The 18,476-nt window shown below is 71.6% G+C and carries 16 protein-coding genes and 1 pseudogene; 8 read left to right on the forward strand and 9 right to left on the reverse strand.

What is annotated here, in order from left to right; all coding sequences use genetic code 11:
• Nucleotides 1-49: 49 nt before the first annotated feature.
• Entirely contained in the window at nucleotides 50-1,327 is a 1,278-nt protein-coding gene (locus Scani_RS30385) for an MFS transporter (protein ID WP_246296237.1), read from the forward strand.
• Between the two features lie 134 nt (nucleotides 1,328-1,461).
• Here the strand turns inward: Scani_RS30385 and speB are convergent, their stop codons facing one another.
• Entirely contained in the window at nucleotides 1,462-2,448 is a 987-nt protein-coding gene (gene speB, locus Scani_RS30390) for an agmatinase (RefSeq protein WP_159480974.1), read from the reverse strand.
• A gap of 269 nt (nucleotides 2,449-2,717) precedes the next feature.
• On the opposite strand from speB, the gene Scani_RS30395 reads away from it, so the two are divergent.
• Nucleotides 2,718-3,515, forward strand: coding sequence for a phosphatase (locus tag Scani_RS30395; protein ID WP_159480975.1), 798 nt, complete (start codon nucleotides 2,718-2,720; stop codon nucleotides 3,513-3,515).
• Between the two features lie 127 nt (nucleotides 3,516-3,642).
• Here the strand turns inward: Scani_RS30395 and Scani_RS41280 are convergent.
• From Scani_RS41280 to Scani_RS41285, 4 genes and pseudogenes are all read right to left on the reverse strand, one after another.
• Nucleotides 3,643-3,950, reverse strand: a pseudogene (locus Scani_RS41280) (hypothetical protein); the annotation flags it as partial.
• 165 nt (nucleotides 3,951-4,115) lie between these two features.
• Entirely contained in the window at nucleotides 4,116-4,649 is a 534-nt protein-coding gene (locus Scani_RS30400; RefSeq protein WP_371872390.1) for a GNAT family N-acetyltransferase, read from the reverse strand.
• 86 nt (nucleotides 4,650-4,735) lie between these two features.
• On the reverse strand, nucleotides 4,736-5,758 hold the full coding sequence (locus Scani_RS30405; RefSeq protein WP_308686597.1) for a methyltransferase domain-containing protein: 1,023 nt from the start codon (nucleotides 5,756-5,758) through the stop codon (nucleotides 4,736-4,738).
• A 146-nt stretch (nucleotides 5,759-5,904) separates the two neighbouring features.
• Nucleotides 5,905-6,327 (reverse strand): hypothetical protein, encoded by a 423-nt coding sequence (locus Scani_RS41285; protein ID WP_246296239.1) that lies wholly within the window; start codon nucleotides 6,325-6,327, stop codon nucleotides 5,905-5,907.
• Between the two features lie 224 nt (nucleotides 6,328-6,551).
• Here Scani_RS41285 and Scani_RS30415 point away from each other — a divergent pair, with 224 nt between their 5' ends.
• Together Scani_RS30415 and Scani_RS30420 are read left to right on the forward strand one after the other, a co-directional pair.
• Nucleotides 6,552-7,094, forward strand: coding sequence for a UTRA domain-containing protein (locus Scani_RS30415; RefSeq protein WP_159480977.1), 543 nt, complete (start codon nucleotides 6,552-6,554; stop codon nucleotides 7,092-7,094).
• Nucleotides 7,091-7,870, forward strand: coding sequence for a GntR family transcriptional regulator (locus Scani_RS30420; protein WP_159480978.1), 780 nt, complete (start codon nucleotides 7,091-7,093; stop codon nucleotides 7,868-7,870). The genes Scani_RS30415 and Scani_RS30420 overlap by 4 nt, the downstream gene beginning before the upstream one ends.
• Before the next feature lie 6 nt (nucleotides 7,871-7,876).
• On the opposite strand, the gene Scani_RS30425 is transcribed toward Scani_RS30420, so the two are convergent.
• The 3 genes from Scani_RS30425 to Scani_RS30435 form a co-directional block, all read right to left on the reverse strand.
• Nucleotides 7,877-8,791, reverse strand: a complete 915-nt coding sequence (locus Scani_RS30425; RefSeq protein ID WP_159480979.1) for an acyl-CoA thioesterase — start codon at nucleotides 8,789-8,791, stop codon at nucleotides 7,877-7,879.
• Between the two features lie 20 nt (nucleotides 8,792-8,811).
• Nucleotides 8,812-9,969 carry an acyl-CoA dehydrogenase family protein gene (locus Scani_RS30430; protein WP_159480980.1) on the reverse strand — a complete coding sequence of 386 codons (1,158 nt, stop codon included), beginning with the start codon at nucleotides 9,967-9,969 and terminating at the stop codon, nucleotides 8,812-8,814.
• A gap of 170 nt (nucleotides 9,970-10,139) precedes the next feature.
• A complete protein-coding gene (locus Scani_RS30435; protein ID WP_159480981.1) occupies nucleotides 10,140-10,796 on the reverse strand; it encodes an SACE_7040 family transcriptional regulator in 657 nt (218 codons plus the stop codon).
• 134 nt (nucleotides 10,797-10,930) lie between these two features.
• Between Scani_RS30435 and Scani_RS30440 the strand changes: the two genes are divergently transcribed.
• Genes Scani_RS30440 through Scani_RS30455 form a run of 4 tightly spaced genes read left to right on the forward strand, consistent with a single transcriptional unit; the run spans nucleotide 10,931 to nucleotide 16,696 of the window.
• Nucleotides 10,931-12,562, forward strand: coding sequence for a carboxyl transferase domain-containing protein (locus Scani_RS30440; RefSeq protein WP_159480982.1), 1,632 nt, complete (start codon nucleotides 10,931-10,933; stop codon nucleotides 12,560-12,562).
• Between the two features lie 17 nt (nucleotides 12,563-12,579).
• The gene (locus Scani_RS30445) at nucleotides 12,580-14,592 is read left to right on the forward strand and encodes an acetyl-CoA carboxylase biotin carboxylase subunit (protein ID WP_159480983.1); all 2,013 of its coding nucleotides are present in this window, start codon (nucleotides 12,580-12,582) and stop codon (nucleotides 14,590-14,592) included.
• Nucleotides 14,589-15,530, forward strand: coding sequence for a hydroxymethylglutaryl-CoA lyase (locus Scani_RS30450; protein WP_159480984.1), 942 nt, complete (start codon nucleotides 14,589-14,591; stop codon nucleotides 15,528-15,530). Before Scani_RS30445 ends, Scani_RS30450 begins: the two co-directional genes overlap by 4 nt.
• Nucleotides 15,531-15,535: 5 nt before the next feature.
• Nucleotides 15,536-16,696: an acyl-CoA dehydrogenase family protein gene (locus Scani_RS30455; protein WP_159480985.1), complete on the forward strand. Its 1,161-nt coding sequence runs from the start codon at nucleotides 15,536-15,538 to the stop codon at nucleotides 16,694-16,696.
• Between the two features lie 120 nt (nucleotides 16,697-16,816).
• Here the strand turns inward: Scani_RS30455 and Scani_RS30460 are convergent, their stop codons facing one another.
• On the reverse strand, nucleotides 16,817-18,421 hold the full coding sequence (locus Scani_RS30460) for a beta-N-acetylhexosaminidase (RefSeq protein ID WP_159480986.1): 1,605 nt from the start codon (nucleotides 18,419-18,421) through the stop codon (nucleotides 16,817-16,819).
• Nucleotides 18,422-18,476 lie beyond the last annotated feature (55 nt).

Genomic DNA, 18,476 nt, shown 5'->3' on the forward strand with positions numbered 1-18,476 from the left:
CCCCGTCTTTGTTGGTAGCAAGATGAAACCAGATTGGGGAGAGGTGCGGATGCCCGGCAACCGACTCGGCAACGGTCCCGACCACGGTGAGGCGGTGACACGACACCGGCGCCGCCCGCCCCGCCCCGGGGCCCGAAGCGGGGAAGGTTCCGTCTCCGGCCTGTCCCGTGGCGTCTTCATCCTGTTCGCCGTCGCCTGCGGGGCGGCGGTGGCCAACGTGTACTTCTCCCAGCCGCTCCTGGTGACCATCGGTCACGACCTCGCCATGAGCCCGGCACTCGTCGGCAGCGTGGTCACCCTCACGCATATCGGATACGGGCTGGGGCTCTTCTTCCTCGTGCCGCTGGGCGACGTGACCGACCGCAGACGACTCATCGTGGCCCAGTTACTGCTCCTGGTGGCGGCGCTGGCCGTGGTGGCCGCCGCCCGCACGGCGGCGATCCTGCTCGCGGGCATGGCCGCGACGGGGCTTCTCGCGGTCGTCACACAGACGCTGGTGGCCTTCGCGGCCTCACTGGCCCCTCCCGCCGGGCGCGGGCGGGTCGTCGGCCTGGTAACCAGCGGCGTGGTCATCGGAATCCTGCTCGCCCGCACCGCGTCCGGCCTCATGGCCGATCTCGCGGGCTGGCGCTCCGTCTACCTCGCCTCGGCGTCGCTCACCGCCCTGCTCGCCCTGGTCCTGTACCGGGTGCTGCCGCGCCACCGCGCCGCTCCGCCGGCAACCCTGCGCTACGGACAGCTCCTTCGCTCCACGATCACCCTGTTCGCACGGGAACGACTGCTGCGGCTCCGGGCGCTGTTCGGTCTGCTGGTCTTCGCCGCCTTCAGCACCCTGTGGAGCAGCGTCGCGCTGCCGCTCAGCGAGGCCCCGTACTTCCTGCCGCACGGCGCGATCGGGGCACTGGGGCTGATCGGTGTCGCCGGTGCCCTGGCCGCAACCGTGGCGGGCCGCCTGAACGACCGCGGGCTCTCCCGGCGCACCACCGGCATCGCCCTGACCCTGCTCGCCGCCTCGTGGCTGCCCCTGGCCTTCACCCGCAGCTCGCTCTGGGCCCTGGCCGCCGGGGTGATCATGCTCGACCTGGCCGTGCAGGCGGTCCACGTCACCAACCAGACCCTGATCTACGCGCTGCACCCGGAAGCGGGCAGCCGGCTGATCGGCGGGTACATGGTCTTCTACTCGACCGGCAGCGCCACCGGCGCCCTCGCCGCGACCTCCCTCTACGCGGTGGCCGGCTGGGGCGCCGTATGCGCACTGGGTGCCGCGTTCAGCTGCCTCGGGCTCGTGCTGTGGGCGTGCACGGCGCCGAAGCGCTCCAGCGCGTGAGCGGGCACCGCCCGGCCCGCCTCAAGATCGGGAGCGGCAGCGCGCGGGCCCGCCACGGATACCGTGGCGGGCCCGCGCAGCGGCGACCGATGCCGCAACGGCAGGGTCCAGGCCCCCGCGGCACCTCCTGCGGCCTACTCCCCCTGGCGGGCCGCCGCGATCTGCCGGGACATGATCGTCGTCAGCTCGTACGCGGTGTGGGAGGCGGCGACGGCGGTGATCTCCGCGTGGTCGTACGCGGGCGCGACCTCGACGACGTCCGCCGACACCAGGTTGCAGGACGCGAGCCCGCGCAGGATCTCCAGCAGCTCGCGGGAGGTCATGCCGCCCGCCTCCGGGGTGCCGGTGCCGGGGGCGTGCGCCGGGTCCAGCACGTCGATGTCGATGGAGATGTACAGCGGACGGTCACCGATGCGCTGGCGCAGCTGGTCGGCGACCTCGTCCACTCCGCGGCGCATGACGTCCGCGGAGGTGACGATGCCGAAGCCCATCTTCTCGTCCTCGTCGAGGTCCTTCTTGCCGTAGAGCGGACCGCGGGTGCCGACGTGGGACAGCGCGGAGGTGTCGAGGATGCCCTCCTCGACGGCGCGGCGGAACGGGGTGCCGTGCGTGTACTCGGCACCGAAGTAGGTGTCCCAGGTGTCCAGGTGGGCGTCGAAGTGCAGCAGCGCGACCGGACCGTGCTTCTTGGCGACCGAGCGGAGGAGGGGGAGGGCGATGGTGTGGTCGCCGCCGAGCGTCATCATGCGGGCGCCGGAGGCCAGCAGGTCGTCGGCCGCGGCCTCGACCGTCTCCACGGCCTCGTTGATGTTGAAGGGGTTGGCGGCGATGTCACCGGCGTCGGCGACCTGCGCGAGCGCGAACGGGGACGCGTCCTGGGCCGGGTTGTACGGGCGCAGGAGGCGGGACGCCTCACGGATGGCGTTGCCGCCGAAGCGGGCTCCGGGGCGGTAGGAGACACCGGTGTCGAAGGGGACACCGACGACGGCCACATCGGCCCGGCCGCCGACCTCGTCGAGGCGGGGCAGGCGGGCGAAGGTCGCGGGCCCGGCGTAACGCGGGATACGGGAGGAATCGACGGGGCCCACGGGGCCGTTGGAGGCGCTGGCTGCGGTGGTCATGAGGCGAGAGTAGGGAGGACCGGGCGCGGGGCCCATGGACATTTGCGGAGATGCGGCCGGGGGCATTGGACGTTTTGGCCAGCCGAGCCACGTCGGTTCCGTGCCCAGGCCACGGCATCCGCACCTTCGCCCCCGGCCCGCAGCCTCCGCGCCCGGTCACCCGGCCGCCACATCCGCACCCCTCTTCCCCGGGCCGCCGTCTCCGCCCCCCGTGTCCGCGCTGCGGAACTCCGCCGCCCCGGAACAGGCGTACGGGCACAATGGGCGCTATGCCGATAGCCTCCACAGCCGCCGCCCCCTCGCGCGCCGAACTCGTCGACCATCTCGTACGCACCCGGATCGCCGGTGAGGTCGCCACTCCCCGCGAGAACAACCTCTCCCACTACCGCAGGCTCGCCAACGGCGAGCGCCACTACTGGTTCGGCCTGGAGTTCGGCGACCGCTGGACGGACGAGCAGGATGTGCTGGCCGTGATGGCGGAGCGCTGCGGGGTCTACGACGACCCGCACCACCGGCAGGGGCAGGACACCATCGACCCCGAGCTGACGGTGGACGCGCTGGACCGGACGGCCGCGGTGCTGCGCAAGGCGGCGGCCGACGGACAGCGGGTGCTGTTCGCGACCGGCCACCCGGGCGGGCTGCTCGATGTGCACCGGGCGACGGCCGAGGCGCTGCGCGCGGCGGGCTGCGAGATCGTCGTCATCCCGGACGGGCTCCGGGCGGACGACGGCATGGTCTTCCAGTTCGCCGACGTGGCGATGCTGGAGCGCGGCGCCACGCTGTGGCACACCCACTCCCCCGAGCCGATGGCTGCCGTCCTGGACGGCCTGGAGCGCGAGGGCCGCCCGCTGCCGGACCTGGTGATGGCCGACCACGGCTGGGCGGGCTGCGCCGGCCAGCGCGGCATCGACGCGGTGGGCTTCGCCGACTGCAACGACCCGGCCCTCTTCCTCGCCGAATCCGAGGGCACCCTCCAGGTCACCATCCCCCTGGACGACCACGTCCTGAGCCCGCGCCACTACGACCCGCTGACCGCCTATCTGCTGGACGCGGCGGGGCTGCGCTGAGGGAGCGGGGCCGGGACCGCGCCGTGCCCTGAACGGCCCTTGGCGGGTCCCAAACGGCCCCCGGAGAGCCCTCAGGCGGCTCCTGGGCAGTCCCCTGAGAGTCCCCGGGCGGTTCCTGGGAAGCACCAGGCCTCTCAAGGAACCGAAGCAGCATGCCGGCCTCCGCGCGAAGCCGCGCGGCGCGGTCAGCATGCGGGGTGTAGTCAACCGCGCCGCAGCCTCCAGCCGTTCGGCGGCCTCAGCACGTACGACATCCACCACACCGCGCTCGCTCAGCTCACGTCGCGCCGCTTCGGTGGCACCGGCGCCCACCGGCGCATACTCAAGAGCCACCCCCCGAAGCCCGGCTCCGTCCACCGGAACCGCCTCCGCGTTGTCCAGCGCGCCAAGCGTGGCGCGCAGGGCGCTCACCGCAGCCTTGTCACCGGCGCGCATGGCTTCGGGCAGTGCTTGACGCATACGAAGACGTAAGGACATGCCGGTGACCTTATGGGCCGCATTCCTGCACCCACAGCGCGATATACGTGCCAGCAGGCCGCTCGCCGACTGTGGCGCTACACCGACAAGGCGCGAATTGAGACCGAAGCGCCAGGAGCGGGCTCAGCGAACGGACCTGACCATCGCCGTCAGAACCGGTGAGGCGGGCGACGGCTGGCTCTGGCCAAGGTCTTCGTATCCCCAGGATTCGTAGAGGCGGTGCACCTTTCCGTCTCCGGCGAGTGGGTTGACCATGAGCGTGACGAACGGCTCGTTGCGGGCGGCCAGGAGGGTGTCGTGGATCTGCCGGGCGATGCCGGTGCCCCGCCAGGGAATGCGAACGCCGATTTCCTTGAGGGCCACGACGTGTCGGTCGGTGTATTCAGCGGGCGGAGCGGGTGTGATGCGTTTCCACCAACGGTCCTCGGAATCAACAGTATTGGCGTACGTATAGCCGATGGGCTCGTCCTGCTCGTAGGCAAGGACCGCCACCCACCCTGGTTCCTTGAAATGACGGTCGAGGCGCTCGGCGAAGGCGGTGACCGCATAGTTCGGAAGGTGCAAGAGATCTGCGCGGACATCGGTGTACACGTCCAGGAGGTGTTGCCGAGCCGGTTGGAGCGAGTGGAAAGTGCGCAGATCGATGCTGGGCGTCATACCGATTCCTTCCAGGTGGTGTGGTCAGAGCATGCGAAAACCCCGTCCACTGCGCCACCGCGCACGGACGGGGCCGATTCCGTTCCTCAGATGGCCCAGGGGCCAGCCGGGGCATCCAGCCACGCCCGCTGCCCCTCCGCAGTGACGGTGAGACCGAACCGGGTGTGGCCCGGCTCGCCCTGGCCGACCCACCATCGGTGGGCCGCCTCCACTTCGTCCCACAGGCGACGCGGCCCCGACTGGTAGACCGTGGCCTCCGGTTCGCCGCTGCGGAAAACAGTGGCGGCCCATGACCGGCTCGTCAGGTCGAAGAACCACGCCCTCGCAGTGCCTTCGTCCAGCCTGTTGACGACCTGGGCACAGTCCGGCACACGAAGCCCTATGACGAATCGTGCCGGCTCGTAGCGGCCCCCCAAGTCCGCCAGAGCCACCGTCGTAGTGGAGAGGTCTGCATCGCCGGGGAAATCCGGGACGTGCCCCCTGAACCGGTTCCAGTCCAAGCGCTGGTCCCGCAGCTTCATGAACTCGACCATGCGCAGGAACGGGCCCGACGCGGAGCCGTCCTCCCCCACGGTCAACCGGACAAGTGCGTCCTGGTCGCTGTAGTGGGTGCCCCAGGGGGCAAGGATGACCCCGCCCGGCCGTGACTGCTCCAGCCAGCGCGGCGAAACCGCTCGCACCCCTGCCGTGACCATCACCCGGTCATACGGCGCCCCTTCCGGCCACCCGCCCCCTCCGTCCCCGTGGACTGTCCCGGGGTGGAGGCCGGCGCGCAGCAACGCTTGCCGGGCCTGATCGGCAACCGCCTCGTCGATCTCGACAGTGACCAGGTTCCCGCTCCCCAGCCGGTGAGCGAGGAGTCCGGCGTTCCACCCCGTGCCCGTGCCGATTTCGAGCACCCGCATTCCGTCGCTCACGCCCAGGTCGCGCAGCATCGCGGCCACGACTGACGGCATGCTCGCCGAACTGGTCGGCACGGACCCGGGCGCGCTAGCCGTGTGCTGTCCGTCGTCCCATTGGGTGACGAGCGGAACGTTCGCGTACGCGGCCCGTTCCCACCCTGCGGGGTCGTCGCTCCGGGAAATGGGCACACTCCGGCCGGTCGCCATGTCGTGCGCCCAGACGAGATCCGGCAGGAACAGCGCTCGTGGAACGGCTCTGGACGTCCCCGCCCAGCCCGGGGTCAGGGCTCCCGTTTCAAGGAGGGCCCGCGCCAGTTCGTCACTGGCGCGGCGCCCCTGTTCAGACTTGAGGCTCACTTGCGGTGCGTCCCGCCCCCGGGCGGCATGTCGCCGTCCGGGGGCGGCGGCGGAGGCGGCGTCCAGGGCTGGCCAGGGTGCCCGTCCCCGCCGCCTTCTCCGCCTTGCTGCCCGCCTTCGGCGGCGGTGATGTTCTGCCTGCGCATCCCGCCTCTGCTCTCCGCGACCCGACGCACGTCCCGCAAGGCGGCACTCAACTGCTCTCCGAGGAAGCGGAGTTGCCGATCCGTCGCGCTACCGTCCCCGAGGAGGTCGGCCGCGTGATCGAGCAGCCCGTCCGCCATATCGAGTTGCACATCCTCGATACGGTCCGCGACACGGGAGAAGCCGCTCTCACCTCCGCCATCGCTCACGAGGAAGCAGGCCTTTCCGTCAGGACTCACCCACGGCAGCAGGCGCGTGGTCCGTGACTCGTTCATCGCGCCGCCACCTCCGCCCCCAGGACGCGAATACGAGGACATCGACGTTGCCGTGAAAGGCACACAGACACGGGGAACCACCGCCTTGCTCCTTGGCTGCACCGACACGGAAAATCGTATCGCTATTCACGAAAAGCAGCAAGGTGGGCCCGCGAGGTGGCCGCCGACAAGGGTCGCTTACCGTGTAGGCAAAGGGTTGGGATCACCTGTCGCCAGGAGGACGCGTGGGTACCAGCGAGTGGGTCAGCACCTCGATGCCGTATCTGACGCCCCGCGAGAAAGGGCAGTCCGACGCCTGGGGCGCGGAGACCGCCGCCCGTGGCCGCCGCGGTAGCCAACGCATCGTTCACGCAGGGGAGATCGCGGCACTGCCCGAGATCGCGGAACTTCTGGGAATCGCAGAGGGCGAGAACGTCGTCGTACGCCGTCGCGTGATGTACGTCGACGACGCGCCCTGCGAGCTGACCGACACCTACTACCCCGTCCACATCGCACAAGGGACCCGTCTGGCCGGGACCGCCAGGATTCCCGGCGGCGCGATCTCGCTCCTCGCCGGCCTCGGGTACGTCGGCGCCCGGGTCCAGGAGGACGTCGTCGCCCGGATGCCCAGCCGCGAGGAACGCGAGGCGCTGCGGACCGGTGACGACGAACCTGTGCTCCAGTTGACGCGGGTCACGCTCGACGCGCACGACCAGCCGATCCAGGTCGACAGGATGGCGATGCCCGGACGCCTTCAGCGGCTGCGCTACGAGATCAAGATCGGATGACTGTGCCGAGAACCGACGACGACGCGTACGACCGCCGTTCCCTGCACGAACGGATCGCCGCCGACCTGCGCGACGAGATCATGAGCGGCGACCTTGAACCGGGCGCGAAGCTGCCCTCCACGACGCATCTCAAGGAACGGTTCGACGCCTCCGGCGCCACCGTGCAGAAAGCGCTCCAGCTGCTCAAGGACGAACGCCTGGTCGTGGGTCGCGCCGGAGCGGCGGTGACCGTACGGGAACACCGGCAGCAGACCATGCGCCCCGCTTCGTTCGTGGCACCGGCCGGCGCCGGCGAGCAGTACCGCTGGCTTGCCGAGGCGACGAAGCGCGGCGGTCGGGCGCACAGCGAGCTGCTGGAGGTCACCGAGGTCACGCCGCCCAGTGACGCCGCAGAGGCCCTGGGCCTCCCGGACGGTGGCACAGCGCTGCTCCGCCGCCAGATCCTCTTCATCGACGACGAGCCGGTCGAACTGGTCAAGTCCTACTACCCGCTGGACCTCGCCCGTGGTACCGCGATGACGGAACGCCGCAGGATCAAGGGCGGTACGCCGACTCTCCTGGCCGAGCTGGGTTACCCGCCCCGCCTCAGCGTCGACCGGGTCTCCGCCCGGGTGCCCACTCAGGAGCAGTACGAGGCCCTCCGCCTTCCCGGCAACCTGCCCGTCCTCCGGACCCTGCGAGTCGTCTACAGCGACGGCGAGCGGCCCATCGAGGCCACCATCATGGTCAAAGCGGGCCATCTCCATGAACTCCAGTACGAGTTCACGCCGGAGTGAGGGACCCTAACCCCGCGGCACCCGGATGACCCCCTCCTGGATCACCGAAACCGCCAGCCGGCCGTCGGAGGTGAAGATCCGCCCCTTGCCCAGCCCCCGGCCGGCCTGGGCCGTAGGCGACTCCTGGTCGTAGAGGAGCCAGTCGTCGGCGCGCAGCGGGCGGTGGAACCACATCGCGTGGTCCAGGCTGGCGCCGACCACGTCGCCGACCGCCCAGCCGCCGCGGCCGTGCGCGAGCAGGATCGAGTCCAGCAGGGTCATGTCGGAGACGTAGGTGACCAGGCAGATGTCCAGCAGGGGACGGGTGACGGTGTCGCCGCAGTCGGCGCCGTCGGCGAGCGCCTTGTCCAGGTCGCCGTTGGTACGGAACCAGACCTGCGAGCGGGGCTCGCGCACCTCGCCGACGGTGGCGTAGGGCGGCTCGTCGACGTACCGCAGGTCGATCGCGGCCCGGGCCTCCAGCAGCCGGTCGGCGACGGCCGGGGTGAGGTACCGGCCGGCGTGCCGCGGCAGGATCTCGGCCGGGGTGGGCAGGGTCAGCGGGTCCGGTGCCGGCGGCATCGGCTCCTGGTGTTCCAGGCCCTCCTCGTGGACCTGGAAGGAGGCCGAGAGGTGGAAGATCGGCTGGCCGTGCTGGACGGCGACGACCCGCCGGGTGGTGAAGGACCGGCCGTCGCGGATGCGGTCGACGGTGTAGACGATGGGGGCACCGGGGTCTCCCGCGCGCAGGAAGTACGCGTGCAGGGAGTGCGGCGGCCGGTCGGCGGGGACCGTGCGGCCGGCCGCGACCAGGGCCTGGGCGGCGACCTGGCCGCCGAAGACCCGGGGCACGACCGAGGCGCGGCTCTCGCCGCGGAAGATGTCCTGCTCGATCCGCTCCAGGGCGAGCAGATCGAGCAGCGACCTCAGTGCGTCGTTCACGTGCACGGTGCCCTTACGGCCTAGAGGCCCATGGACTTGGCGATGATGGACTTCATGACCTCGCTGGTGCCGCCGTAGATGCGGTTGACGCGGTTGTCGGCGTAGAGGCGGGCGATCGGGTACTCGTTCATGTAGCCGTAGCCGCCGTGCAGCTGGAGGCACTTGTCGATCACACGGTGCGCGACCTCGGTGCAGAACAGCTTGGCGCTCGCGGCCTCGGCCGGGGACAGCTCGCCCGCGTCCAGCGCCTCCAGCGTGCGGTCGGCGACGGCCTGCGCGGCGTCCACCTCGGCCTGGCAGGCGGCCAGCTCGAACTTGGTGTTCTGGAAGGAGGCGACGGTCTTGCCGAAGATCGTGCGCTCCTGCACGTACTCCTTGGCGAACCGGACGGCCGCCGCGGCCTGCGCGTAGGCGCCGAAGGCGATGCCCCAGCGCTCCGAGGCGAGGTTCAGGCCCAGGTAGGAGAAGCCCTTGTTCTCCTCGCCCAGCAGGTCCTCGACCGGGACCTTGACGTCGACGAAGGCGAGCTCCGCGGTGTCGGAGGTCTTCAGGCCGAGCTTGTCCAGCTTGCGGCCGACGGAGTAGCCCTCGCTCTTGGTGTCCACGGCGAAGAGCGAGATGCCGAAGCGGCGGTCGTCCTCGCGGGGAGCGGCGGTACGGGCGCAGACGATCACGCGGTCGGCGTGCACGCCGCCGGTGATGAAGGTCTTGGCGCCGTTGAGGACGTAGTGCGTGCCGTCCTCGGAGAGCTTCGCGGTGGTCTTCATGCCCGCGAGGTCGGAGCCGGTGCCCGGCTCGGTCATCGCGAGGGCCCACATCTCCTCGCCGGTGACGAACTTCGGCAGGAAGCGCTTCTTCTGCTCGTCGGTGGCGAGCATCTTGATGTACGGCAGGCCGAGCAGCACATGCACGCCGGAGCCGCCGAAGTTGACACCCGCACGCGAGGTCTCCTCGTACATCACGGCCTCGAACTTGTACGAGTCGATGCCCGCGCCGCCGTACTCCTCGTCCACGCGGATGCCGAATATGCCCAGCTCGGCAAGCTTGTAGTAGAAGTCGCGCGGCGCCTGGCCCGCGGCGAACCACTCGTCGTACACCGGCACGACCTCGGCCTCGATGAAGGCCCGCAGGGTCTCCCGGAACGCCTCGTGATCCTCGTTGAACACCGTACGGCGCATGCCATGGCCTCCTTAGACCGCCGCGTCTGGCTAAGCGCTTGCTCAGCTTCTCTGAAGCGAAAGCTACCGGCCAGTCACTAAGGCTGTCCAGAGGTGAACGGAACCGGTGGGCGACGCCACACACCCGCCCCGTGCCCGTGCGGTACGCGCCACACCCCGCCCCGTACGCACTACGCCCCCGGCACACCCACCGCGATCGACTCCCCCGCCGCCGGCTCCCCGCCCGCGGGCTCCCCGGCCACCGCGCCGAAGGCCCCCAGCGCCAGCCGGTGCAGCAGTTCGGCCATCTCCGTCCGGCCCGGGAGGGCGCCGGGACGGCCGAGGTGCGGGGTGGAGTTGAGCAGGCCGAAGACGGCGTGCACCGCGGCGCGGGCCCGGTCCTCGGAGGGGAGCGGGTGGACCCGGCGGACGACCTCCACCCACAGCTCCACGTACTGCCGCTGGAGCTGGCGGACCCGCTTGCGGTCGGCCTCCCGCAGCCGGTCCAGCTCGCGGTCGTGCAGGGTGATCAGCGGCCGGTCGTCCAGCGCGAAGTCGATATGGCCCTCGATCAGCGCGTCCAGCACCGCCCCGGGGCTCTCACCGCCCTCCGCCACCCGCATCCGGCCGCCCTCCAGCAGCCGTTCGCTGATCCCGACCAGCAGCTCGGCGAGCATCGCGTCCTTGCCGGCGAAGTGCCGGTAGAGGCCGGGGCCGGAGATGCCCACGGCCGCCCCTATCTCGTCCACGCCGACGCCGTGGAAGCCGCGCTCCGCGAACAGCCGGGCCGCCTCCTTGAGGATCTGCTCGCGGCGGCTGGTCGGGGCGGCGGACTGCGCATTACTCATGCCGTCGATTGTAGACAGCCGGGTTAGTGCTCGTTAACCTGAAGGCAATGTGGTTAACGCCCATTAACCCGGATGGCCCGGCGGCCGCGGACCGCGGCACCGGGACAGGCGATCGAGCAAGGGGGCTCGTACTGATGGAGCAGGCACCGGTGCTGGGGAGTACCGCCGATCCGGCGTCCGACTCCTGGCGGGCCAATGAGGCCGCGCACCGCGAGCTGGCCGCACAGCTGCGCGAGAAGCTCGCGGCGGCCCGGCTCGGCGGCGGCGAGAAGGCCAGGGCGCGGCACACCGCGCGCGGCAAACTGCTGCCCCGCGACCGGGTGGACGCCCTGCTGGACCCCGGCTCGCCGTTCCTGGAGCTGGCGCCGCTGGCCGCGGAGGGGATGTACGGCGGGGCCGCGCCGGCCGCGGGCGTGATCGCCGGCATCGGCCGGGTCTCCGGCCGCGAGACGGTGATCGTCGCCAATGACGCCACGGTCAAGGGCGGCACCTACTACCCGATGACGGTCAAGAAGCACCTGCGGGCGCAGGAGATCGCCCTGGAGAACCGGCTGCCCTGCCTCTACCTCGTGGACTCCGGCGGCGCCTTCCTGCCGATGCAGGACGAGGTCTTCCCCGACCGGGAGCACTTCGGGCGGATCTTCTACAACCAGGCGCGGATGTCCGGCGCCGGTATCCCGCAGATCGCCGCCGTCCTCGGTTCCTGCACGGCGGGCGGCGCGTACGTGCCCGCGATGAGCGACGAGGCCGTGATCGTCCGCAACCAGGGGACGATCTTCCTGGGCGGGCCGCCGCTGGTGAAGGCCGCCACCGGCGAGGTGGTCACCGCCGAGGAGCTGGGCGGCGGCGAGGTGCACGCCAAGACCTCCGGCGTCACCGACCACCTCGCCGAGGACGACGCCCATGCGCTGCGCCTGGTGCGCACCATCGTCGGCACGCTCGGCGAGCGCGAACCGCTCCCGTGGACCGTGCGGACCGTCGAGGAGCCCAAGGCCGACCCGGCCGGGCTGTACGGCGTGGTGCCCGCCGACTCCCGTACCCCGTACGACGTCCGCGAGGTGATCGCCCGGCTCGTGGACGGCTCGCGCTTCGCCGAGTTCAAGGCGGAGTACGGCACGACGCTGGTCACCGGCTTCGCCCATGTCCACGGCCACCCGGTCGGCATCGTCGCCAACAACGGCATCCTGTTCTCCGAATCCGCCCAGAAGGGCGCCCACTTCATCGAGCTGTGCGACCAGCGCGGCATCCCGCTGCTGTTCCTGCAGAACATCTCCGGCTTCATGGTGGGGCGTTCGTACGAGGCCGGCGGCATCGCCAAGCACGGCGCGAAGATGGTGACGGCGGTGGCCTGCACCCGCGTGCCCAAGCTGACGGTCGTCATCGGCGGCTCCTACGGGGCGGGCAACTACTCCATGTGCGGCCGGGCCTACTCCCCCCGCTTCCTGTGGATGTGGCCGAACGCCAAGATCTCGGTGATGGGCGGTGAACAGGCCGCCTCCGTCCTCGCCACCGTCAAGCGCGACCAGCTGGAGGCGCACGGCGAGGAGTGGAGCGCCGAGGACGAGGCCGCCTTCAAGGCGCCGGTCCGCGAGCAGTACGAGACCCAGGGCAACGCCTACTACGCGACCGCGCGGCTGTGGGACGACGGCGTGATCGACCCGCTGGAGACCCGGCAGGTGCTGGGGCTGGCGCTGACCGCCTGCGCCAATGCGCCGCTTCCCCAGAAGGACAGCACAGCGCCCGGCTACGGCGTCTTCCGGATGTGAGAGGGATGTCCCCAGCAATGGCCACCAATTTCGACACCGTGCTGATCGCCAACCGAGGCGAGATCGCGGTCCGTGTCATCCGTACGCTGCGCGCCCTCGGCATCCGCTCGGTCGCGGTCTTCAGCGACGCTGACGCCGACGCCCGCCATGTCCGCGAGGCCGACACCGCCGTACGGATCGGTCCGGCCCCGGCCGCCGAGAGCTACCTGTCCGTCGAGCGGCTGCTGGACGCGGCCGCCCGGACCGGTGCCCAGGCCGTCCACCCGGGCTACGGCTTCCTCGCCGAGAACGCCGCCTTCGCCCGTGCCTGCGCGGACGCCGGGCTGGTCTTCATCGGCCCGTCCGCCGACGCCATCGAGCTGATGGGCGACAAGATCCGGGCCAAGGAGACGGTGCGGGAGGCCGGCGTCCCGGTCGTCCCCGGCTCCTCGGGCAGCGGGCTGGACGACGGCCAACTGGCCGCCGCGGCCCGGGAGATCGGCATGCCGGTGCTGCTCAAGCCGTCCGCGGGCGGCGGCGGCAAGGGCATGCGGCTGGTCCGCGAGGAGGCGCGGCTGGCCGACGAGATCGCTTCCGCGCGCCGGGAGGCCCGCTCCTCCTTCGGCGACGACACCCTCCTCGTCGAGCGCTGGATCGACCGGCCGCGGCACATCGAGATCCAGGTGCTGGCGGACGGCCACGGCAACGTCATCCACCTCGGCGAGCGCGAGTGCTCCCTCCAGCGCCGCCACCAGAAGGTCATCGAGGAGGCCCCCTCGGTCCTGCTGGACGAGGCGACCCGCGCCGCGATGGGCGAGGCGGCGGTGCAGGCGGCCCGCTCCTGCGGCTACCGCGGCGCCGGCACGGTCGAGTTCATCGTCCCGGGCAAGGGCCCGGCCTCGTACTACTTCATGGAGATGAACACCCGCCTCCAGGTCGAGCACCCGGTCACCGAGCTCATCACCGGCCTCGACCTGGTCGAATGGCAGCTGCGGGTCGCGGCCGGCGAGCATCTCCCGTTCGCCCAGGAGGACATCACCCTCACCGGGCACGCCATCGAGGCCCGGATCTGCGCCGAGGACCCGGCCCGCGACTTCCTGCCGACCGGCGGCACGGTGCTGGCGCTGCACGAGGTGCAGGGCGGCGGGCTGCGCACGGACTCCGGCCTGTCCCAGGGCGTGGAGGTCGGCAGCCGCTACGACCCGATGCTGTCCAAGGTCATCGCCCACGGCCCGGACCGGGCGAGTGCGCTGCGCCGGCTGCGGGCCGCACTGGCGGAGACGGTCACCCTCGGGGTGACCACCAACGCCGGTTTCCTGCGGCGGCTGCTGGCCCATCCCGACGTGGTCTCCGGCGAGCTGGACACCGGGCTGGTGGAGCGCGAGGCGGCCGGACTGGTCGACGGCGCGGTGCCGGACGAGGTGTACGCGGCGGCGGCCGCGGTGCGGCAGGCCGCCCTGGAGCCGGCGGTGGCCGAGGGAGCCTGGCGCGACCCGTTCGCCGCGCCGAACGGCTTCCGCCTCGGCGGCGAGCCCGCGCCGGTCCGCCACTGGCTGCGCGTCCCGGGCCATGACCCGGTCGCCCACGACGTACGGCCCGGCAAAGCGGCCGGGCAGGTCGCGCCGGACCGCGTACGGGTCACCGTCGACGGGGTGCTGCACACCTTCCACCGCAGCGGCGACTGGCTCGGCCGGGACGGCGATTCCTGGCAGGTGACCTCGTACGACCCGGTGGCCGCGGCGCTGCGCGGGGCCGCCGGGGCCCACGGCGCGGACACCCTGGCCGCCCCGATGCCGGGCACCGTCACCGTCGTCAAGGTGGCCGTCGGCGAGGAGGTGGCCGCGGGCCAGGGCCTGTTGGTGGTCGAGGCGATGAAGATGGAGCACGTCATCTCCGCACCGCACGCCGGCACCGTCACCGAGCTGGACGTCACCGCGGGCAGCACCGTCGCCATGGACCAGATCCTGGCCGTGATCACCCCGCACGAGAACCCCGACGAGGCCGCAGCGCCCGCGACGGCCCCCGAGGACGAGCAGGGGAGCGCCCGATGACCGCAGCCGGACTGCCGATGGAGGTCACCGCGGAGGGCCTGCCCACCCGCGTGCGCATCCATGAGGTCGGCGCGCGCGACGGCCTGCAGAACGAGCAGACCGTCGTGCCCACGGAGATCAAGGCCGAGTTCATCCGCCGGCTCGCCGACGCCGGCCTGCCGACCGTCGAGGCCACCAGCTTCGTCCACCCCAAGTGGGTGCCCCAGCTCGCCGACGCGGAGCAGCTGTTCCCGCAGCTGGACGGCATCGATCCGGAGCGGCTGCCCGTGCTGGTGCCCAACGAACGCGGGCTGGACCGTGCGCTCGCCCTGGGCGCCCGCCGGATCGCGGTGTTCGGCAGCGCCACCGAGTCGTTCGCCAAGGCCAACCTCAACCGCACGGTCGACGAGGCGCTGGCGATGTTCGCGCCGGTCGTCGCTCGCGCCAAGGACGCCGGGGTGCAGGTCCGCGGCTACCTCTCGATGTGCTTCGGCGACCCCTGGGAGGGCCCGGTGCCGGTCGCGCAGACCGTCCGGGTCTGCCGGGCGCTGCTCGACCTGGGCTGCGACGAACTGAGCCTGGGCGACACCATCGGCGTGGCCACCCCCGGCCATGTGCGGACCCTGCTGGCCTCCCTCGACGAGGCAGGCGTGGCCACGTCCCGTATCGGCGTGCACTTCCACGACACCTACGGGCAGGCCCTCGCCAACACCTTCGCCGCGCTGCAGCACGGCATCACCACCATCGACGCCTCGGCGGGCGGCCTCGGCGGCTGCCCCTACGCCAAGAGCGCCACCGGCAACCTCGCCACCGAAGACCTGGTGTGGATGCTGCACGGCCTCGGCATCGAGACCGGGGTCGACCTGGACCGGCTGACCGCCACCAGCGTGTGGATGGCGGACGTCCTGGGCCGACCGAGTCCTTCCCGCACCCTTCGCGCCCTCTCCCACAAGGAGTGACCCTCATGTCCCTGGACCACCGTCTCCCCGCCGAGCTGGAAGAACTCCGGCGTACGGTCGAGGCGTTCGCGCACGACGTCGTCGCCCCGAAGATCGGCGAGTACTACGAGCAGCATGCGTTCCCGTACGAGATCGTGCAGGAGATGGGCCGGATGGGCCTGTTCGGCCTGCCGTTCCCCGAGGAGTACGGCGGGATGGGCGGCGACTACCTCGCGCTCGGCATCGCCCTGGAGGAGCTGGCCCGGGTCGACTCCTCGGTGGCCATCACCCTGGAGGCGGGCGTCTCGCTGGGCGCCATGCCCGTCTACCACTTCGGCACGGAGGAGCAGAAGCGCGAGTGGCTGCCCAAGCTGTGCAGCGGTGAGGTGCTGGGCGCCTTCGGCCTCACCGAGCCGGACGGCGGCTCGGACGCCGGCGCCACCCGCACCACCGCCGTGCGCGACGGCGACGACTGGGTGATCAACGGCAGCAAGTGCTTCATCACCAACTCCGGTACGGACATCACCGGTCTGGTCACGGTCACCGCCGTCACCGGCCGCAAGGACGACGGATCCCCGCTGATCTCCTCGATCATCGTCCCGTCCGGCACCCCGGGCTTCACCGTCGGCGCCCCGTACTCCAAGGTCGGCTGGAACGCCTCCGACACCCGCGAGCTGTCCTTCTCCGATGTCCGGGTCCCGGCGGCCAACCTGCTGGGCGAGGAGGGCCGGGGTTACGCCCAGTTCCTGCGGATCCTCGACGAGGGCCGGATCGCCATCGCGGCGCTCGCCACCGGCCTCGCCCAGGGCTGTGTGGACGAGTCGGTGCGCTACGCCAAGGAGCGGCAGGCCTTCGGCCGCGCGATCGGCACCAACCAGGCGATCCAGTTCAAGCTCGCCGACATGGAGATGCGCGCCCACACCTCCCGGCTGTCCTGGCGCCATGCCGCGTCCCGGCTGGTGCACGGCGAGCCCTTCAAGAAGGAGGCCGCGCTCGCCAAGCTCTACTCCTCCGAGATCGCGGTGGACAACGCCCGTGAGGCCACCCAGATCCACGGCGGGTACGGCTTCATGAACGAGTACCCGGTCGCCCGGATGTGGCGCGACGCCAAGATCCTGGAGATCGGCGAGGGCACCAGCGAGGTCCAGCGCATGCTGATCGCCCGGGAACTGGGCGTGGGCGCCTGACCAGCGCCCGACCTCAACGTTCGCCCGCAAGCCAGGCGGGACGTTGAAGACCGGCCCTACGGCCTGCTGCGTGCCGTGGAGCCGGCCGGGCGCCCTCGGGCGCCCGGCCGGCTCACCTCCTCACCTCGCGGGCCACGGCACCTCCGGCGAACGGAAGTAGTCGATGCCCAGGGCGTCCCAGCGCGGCCCCTGGGCGGCCAGCCGCACCTTGTAGTCGTCCCAGTCGTGGGTGCGGGCCGGGGACCAGCCCAGCTCCGCGATGCCGGGCAGCCGCGGGAAGGCCATGTACTCGATGTGCGAGGAGGTCGAGAGGGTCTCCGACCACAGGGGCGCCTCGACGCCCAGGACGGAGCCCGCGGGCGCGCCGTCGAGGTAACTGCCCGGGTCCCAGTCGTAGGACCGCTGAACCCCGACGTAGCCCGCCCAGGACAGGCCCAGCGGCGTGTTCTTGTCGTACTTCATGTCGAGGTAGGCACGGTCGGCGGGCGAGAGGATCAGCCGGGTGCCCCTCCGGGCGGCGTCGACGACCTGGGTGCGCTCCGCCGTGCCGGTCTTGTCGTAGCCCCAGTACTGGGCGACGGCGCCCTTGGCCGGGTGCGCCCCGGTCAGCTGGTGCCAGCCGATCACGCTCTTGCCGTACTTGGCGACCAGCGGCTGCACCTTGTCCATGAAGGTCACGTAGTCGTCATGGCTGGTGGAGTGCGCCTCGTCGCCGCCGATGTGCAGGGCGCGGCCCGGCGTCATGGCCGCCAGCTCGCGCAGGACGTCGTCCACGAAGTCGTACGTCTCCTTCTTGGGGACGCACAGCGAGCTGAAGCCGACGCTGGTGCCGGTGTAGAGCGGCGGTGCCTGGCCGTTGCAGTTGAGCGGGGCGTAGGAGGCCAGCGCGGCATTGGTGTGGCCCGGCATGTCGATCTCGGGGACGACGGTCAGATAGCGCGCGGCGGCGTAGCGGATGATCTCGCGGTAGTCGTCCTTGGAGTAGGAGCCGCCGGGGCCACCGCCGACCTGGGTGGAGCCGCCGTAGGACGCCAGCCGCGGCCAGGACGCGATGGCGATCCGCCAGCCCTGGTCGTCGGAGAGGTGCAGGTGCAGCTTGTTGATCTTGTACATGGCGAGCTGGTCGATGTACCGCTTGACCTGCCCGACGGTGAAGAAGTGCCGGGAGACGTCCAGCATCGCGCCGCGGTAGGCGTAGCGCGGGGAGTCGGCGATGGTGCCCCCGGCGACCCGCCAGGGCGCGCGGCGGGCACGCTGCCGCTCCGCGTCGGCCGGCAGCAGCTGGCGCAGGGTCTGGACACCGTGGAAGAGGCCGGCCGGGCGGGCGGCGCTGATCGTGACCCCGCGGGCGCCGGAGGTCAGCCGGTAGCCCTCGCCGCCCAGGCCCCGGGTGCCGCTGCCGCCGAGGCGCAGGACGATGCCGTCCCGGCCGTCCTCGGTGGTCACCGGGAGGTCGAAGCCGGTGGCGGGCCGCAGCAGCCCGGCCAGAGAGGAGGCGATCCGCTCGGCCTCGCCGGAGCCGCCCGGCACGCGGATGCGGGTGCGGTCGCCGAGGGTGTACGCGTCCCCTCCTTCGTGCACGGAGGCGGGTGCGGGGACCACCTGGTCCAGTGGAGTGGCGGCGGGGGTGGCGGCGCGTGCGGCGCCCGGTGGCGGTACGGCGGCGGTTCCCAGCCCCGCCGCCGCGACCAGCAGCAGCGAGAAGAGCAGTCTGCGGCGTCTCATCGACGCTCCCTTCGGCGAACCTCGTGCATGACGTCGTGCATGGCATGGAGCGACC

Origin of the sequence: Streptomyces caniferus, from assembly GCF_009811555.1 — a bacterium.
GTDB classification, from domain to species: Bacteria; Actinomycetota; Actinomycetes; order Streptomycetales; family Streptomycetaceae; genus Streptomyces; species Streptomyces caniferus.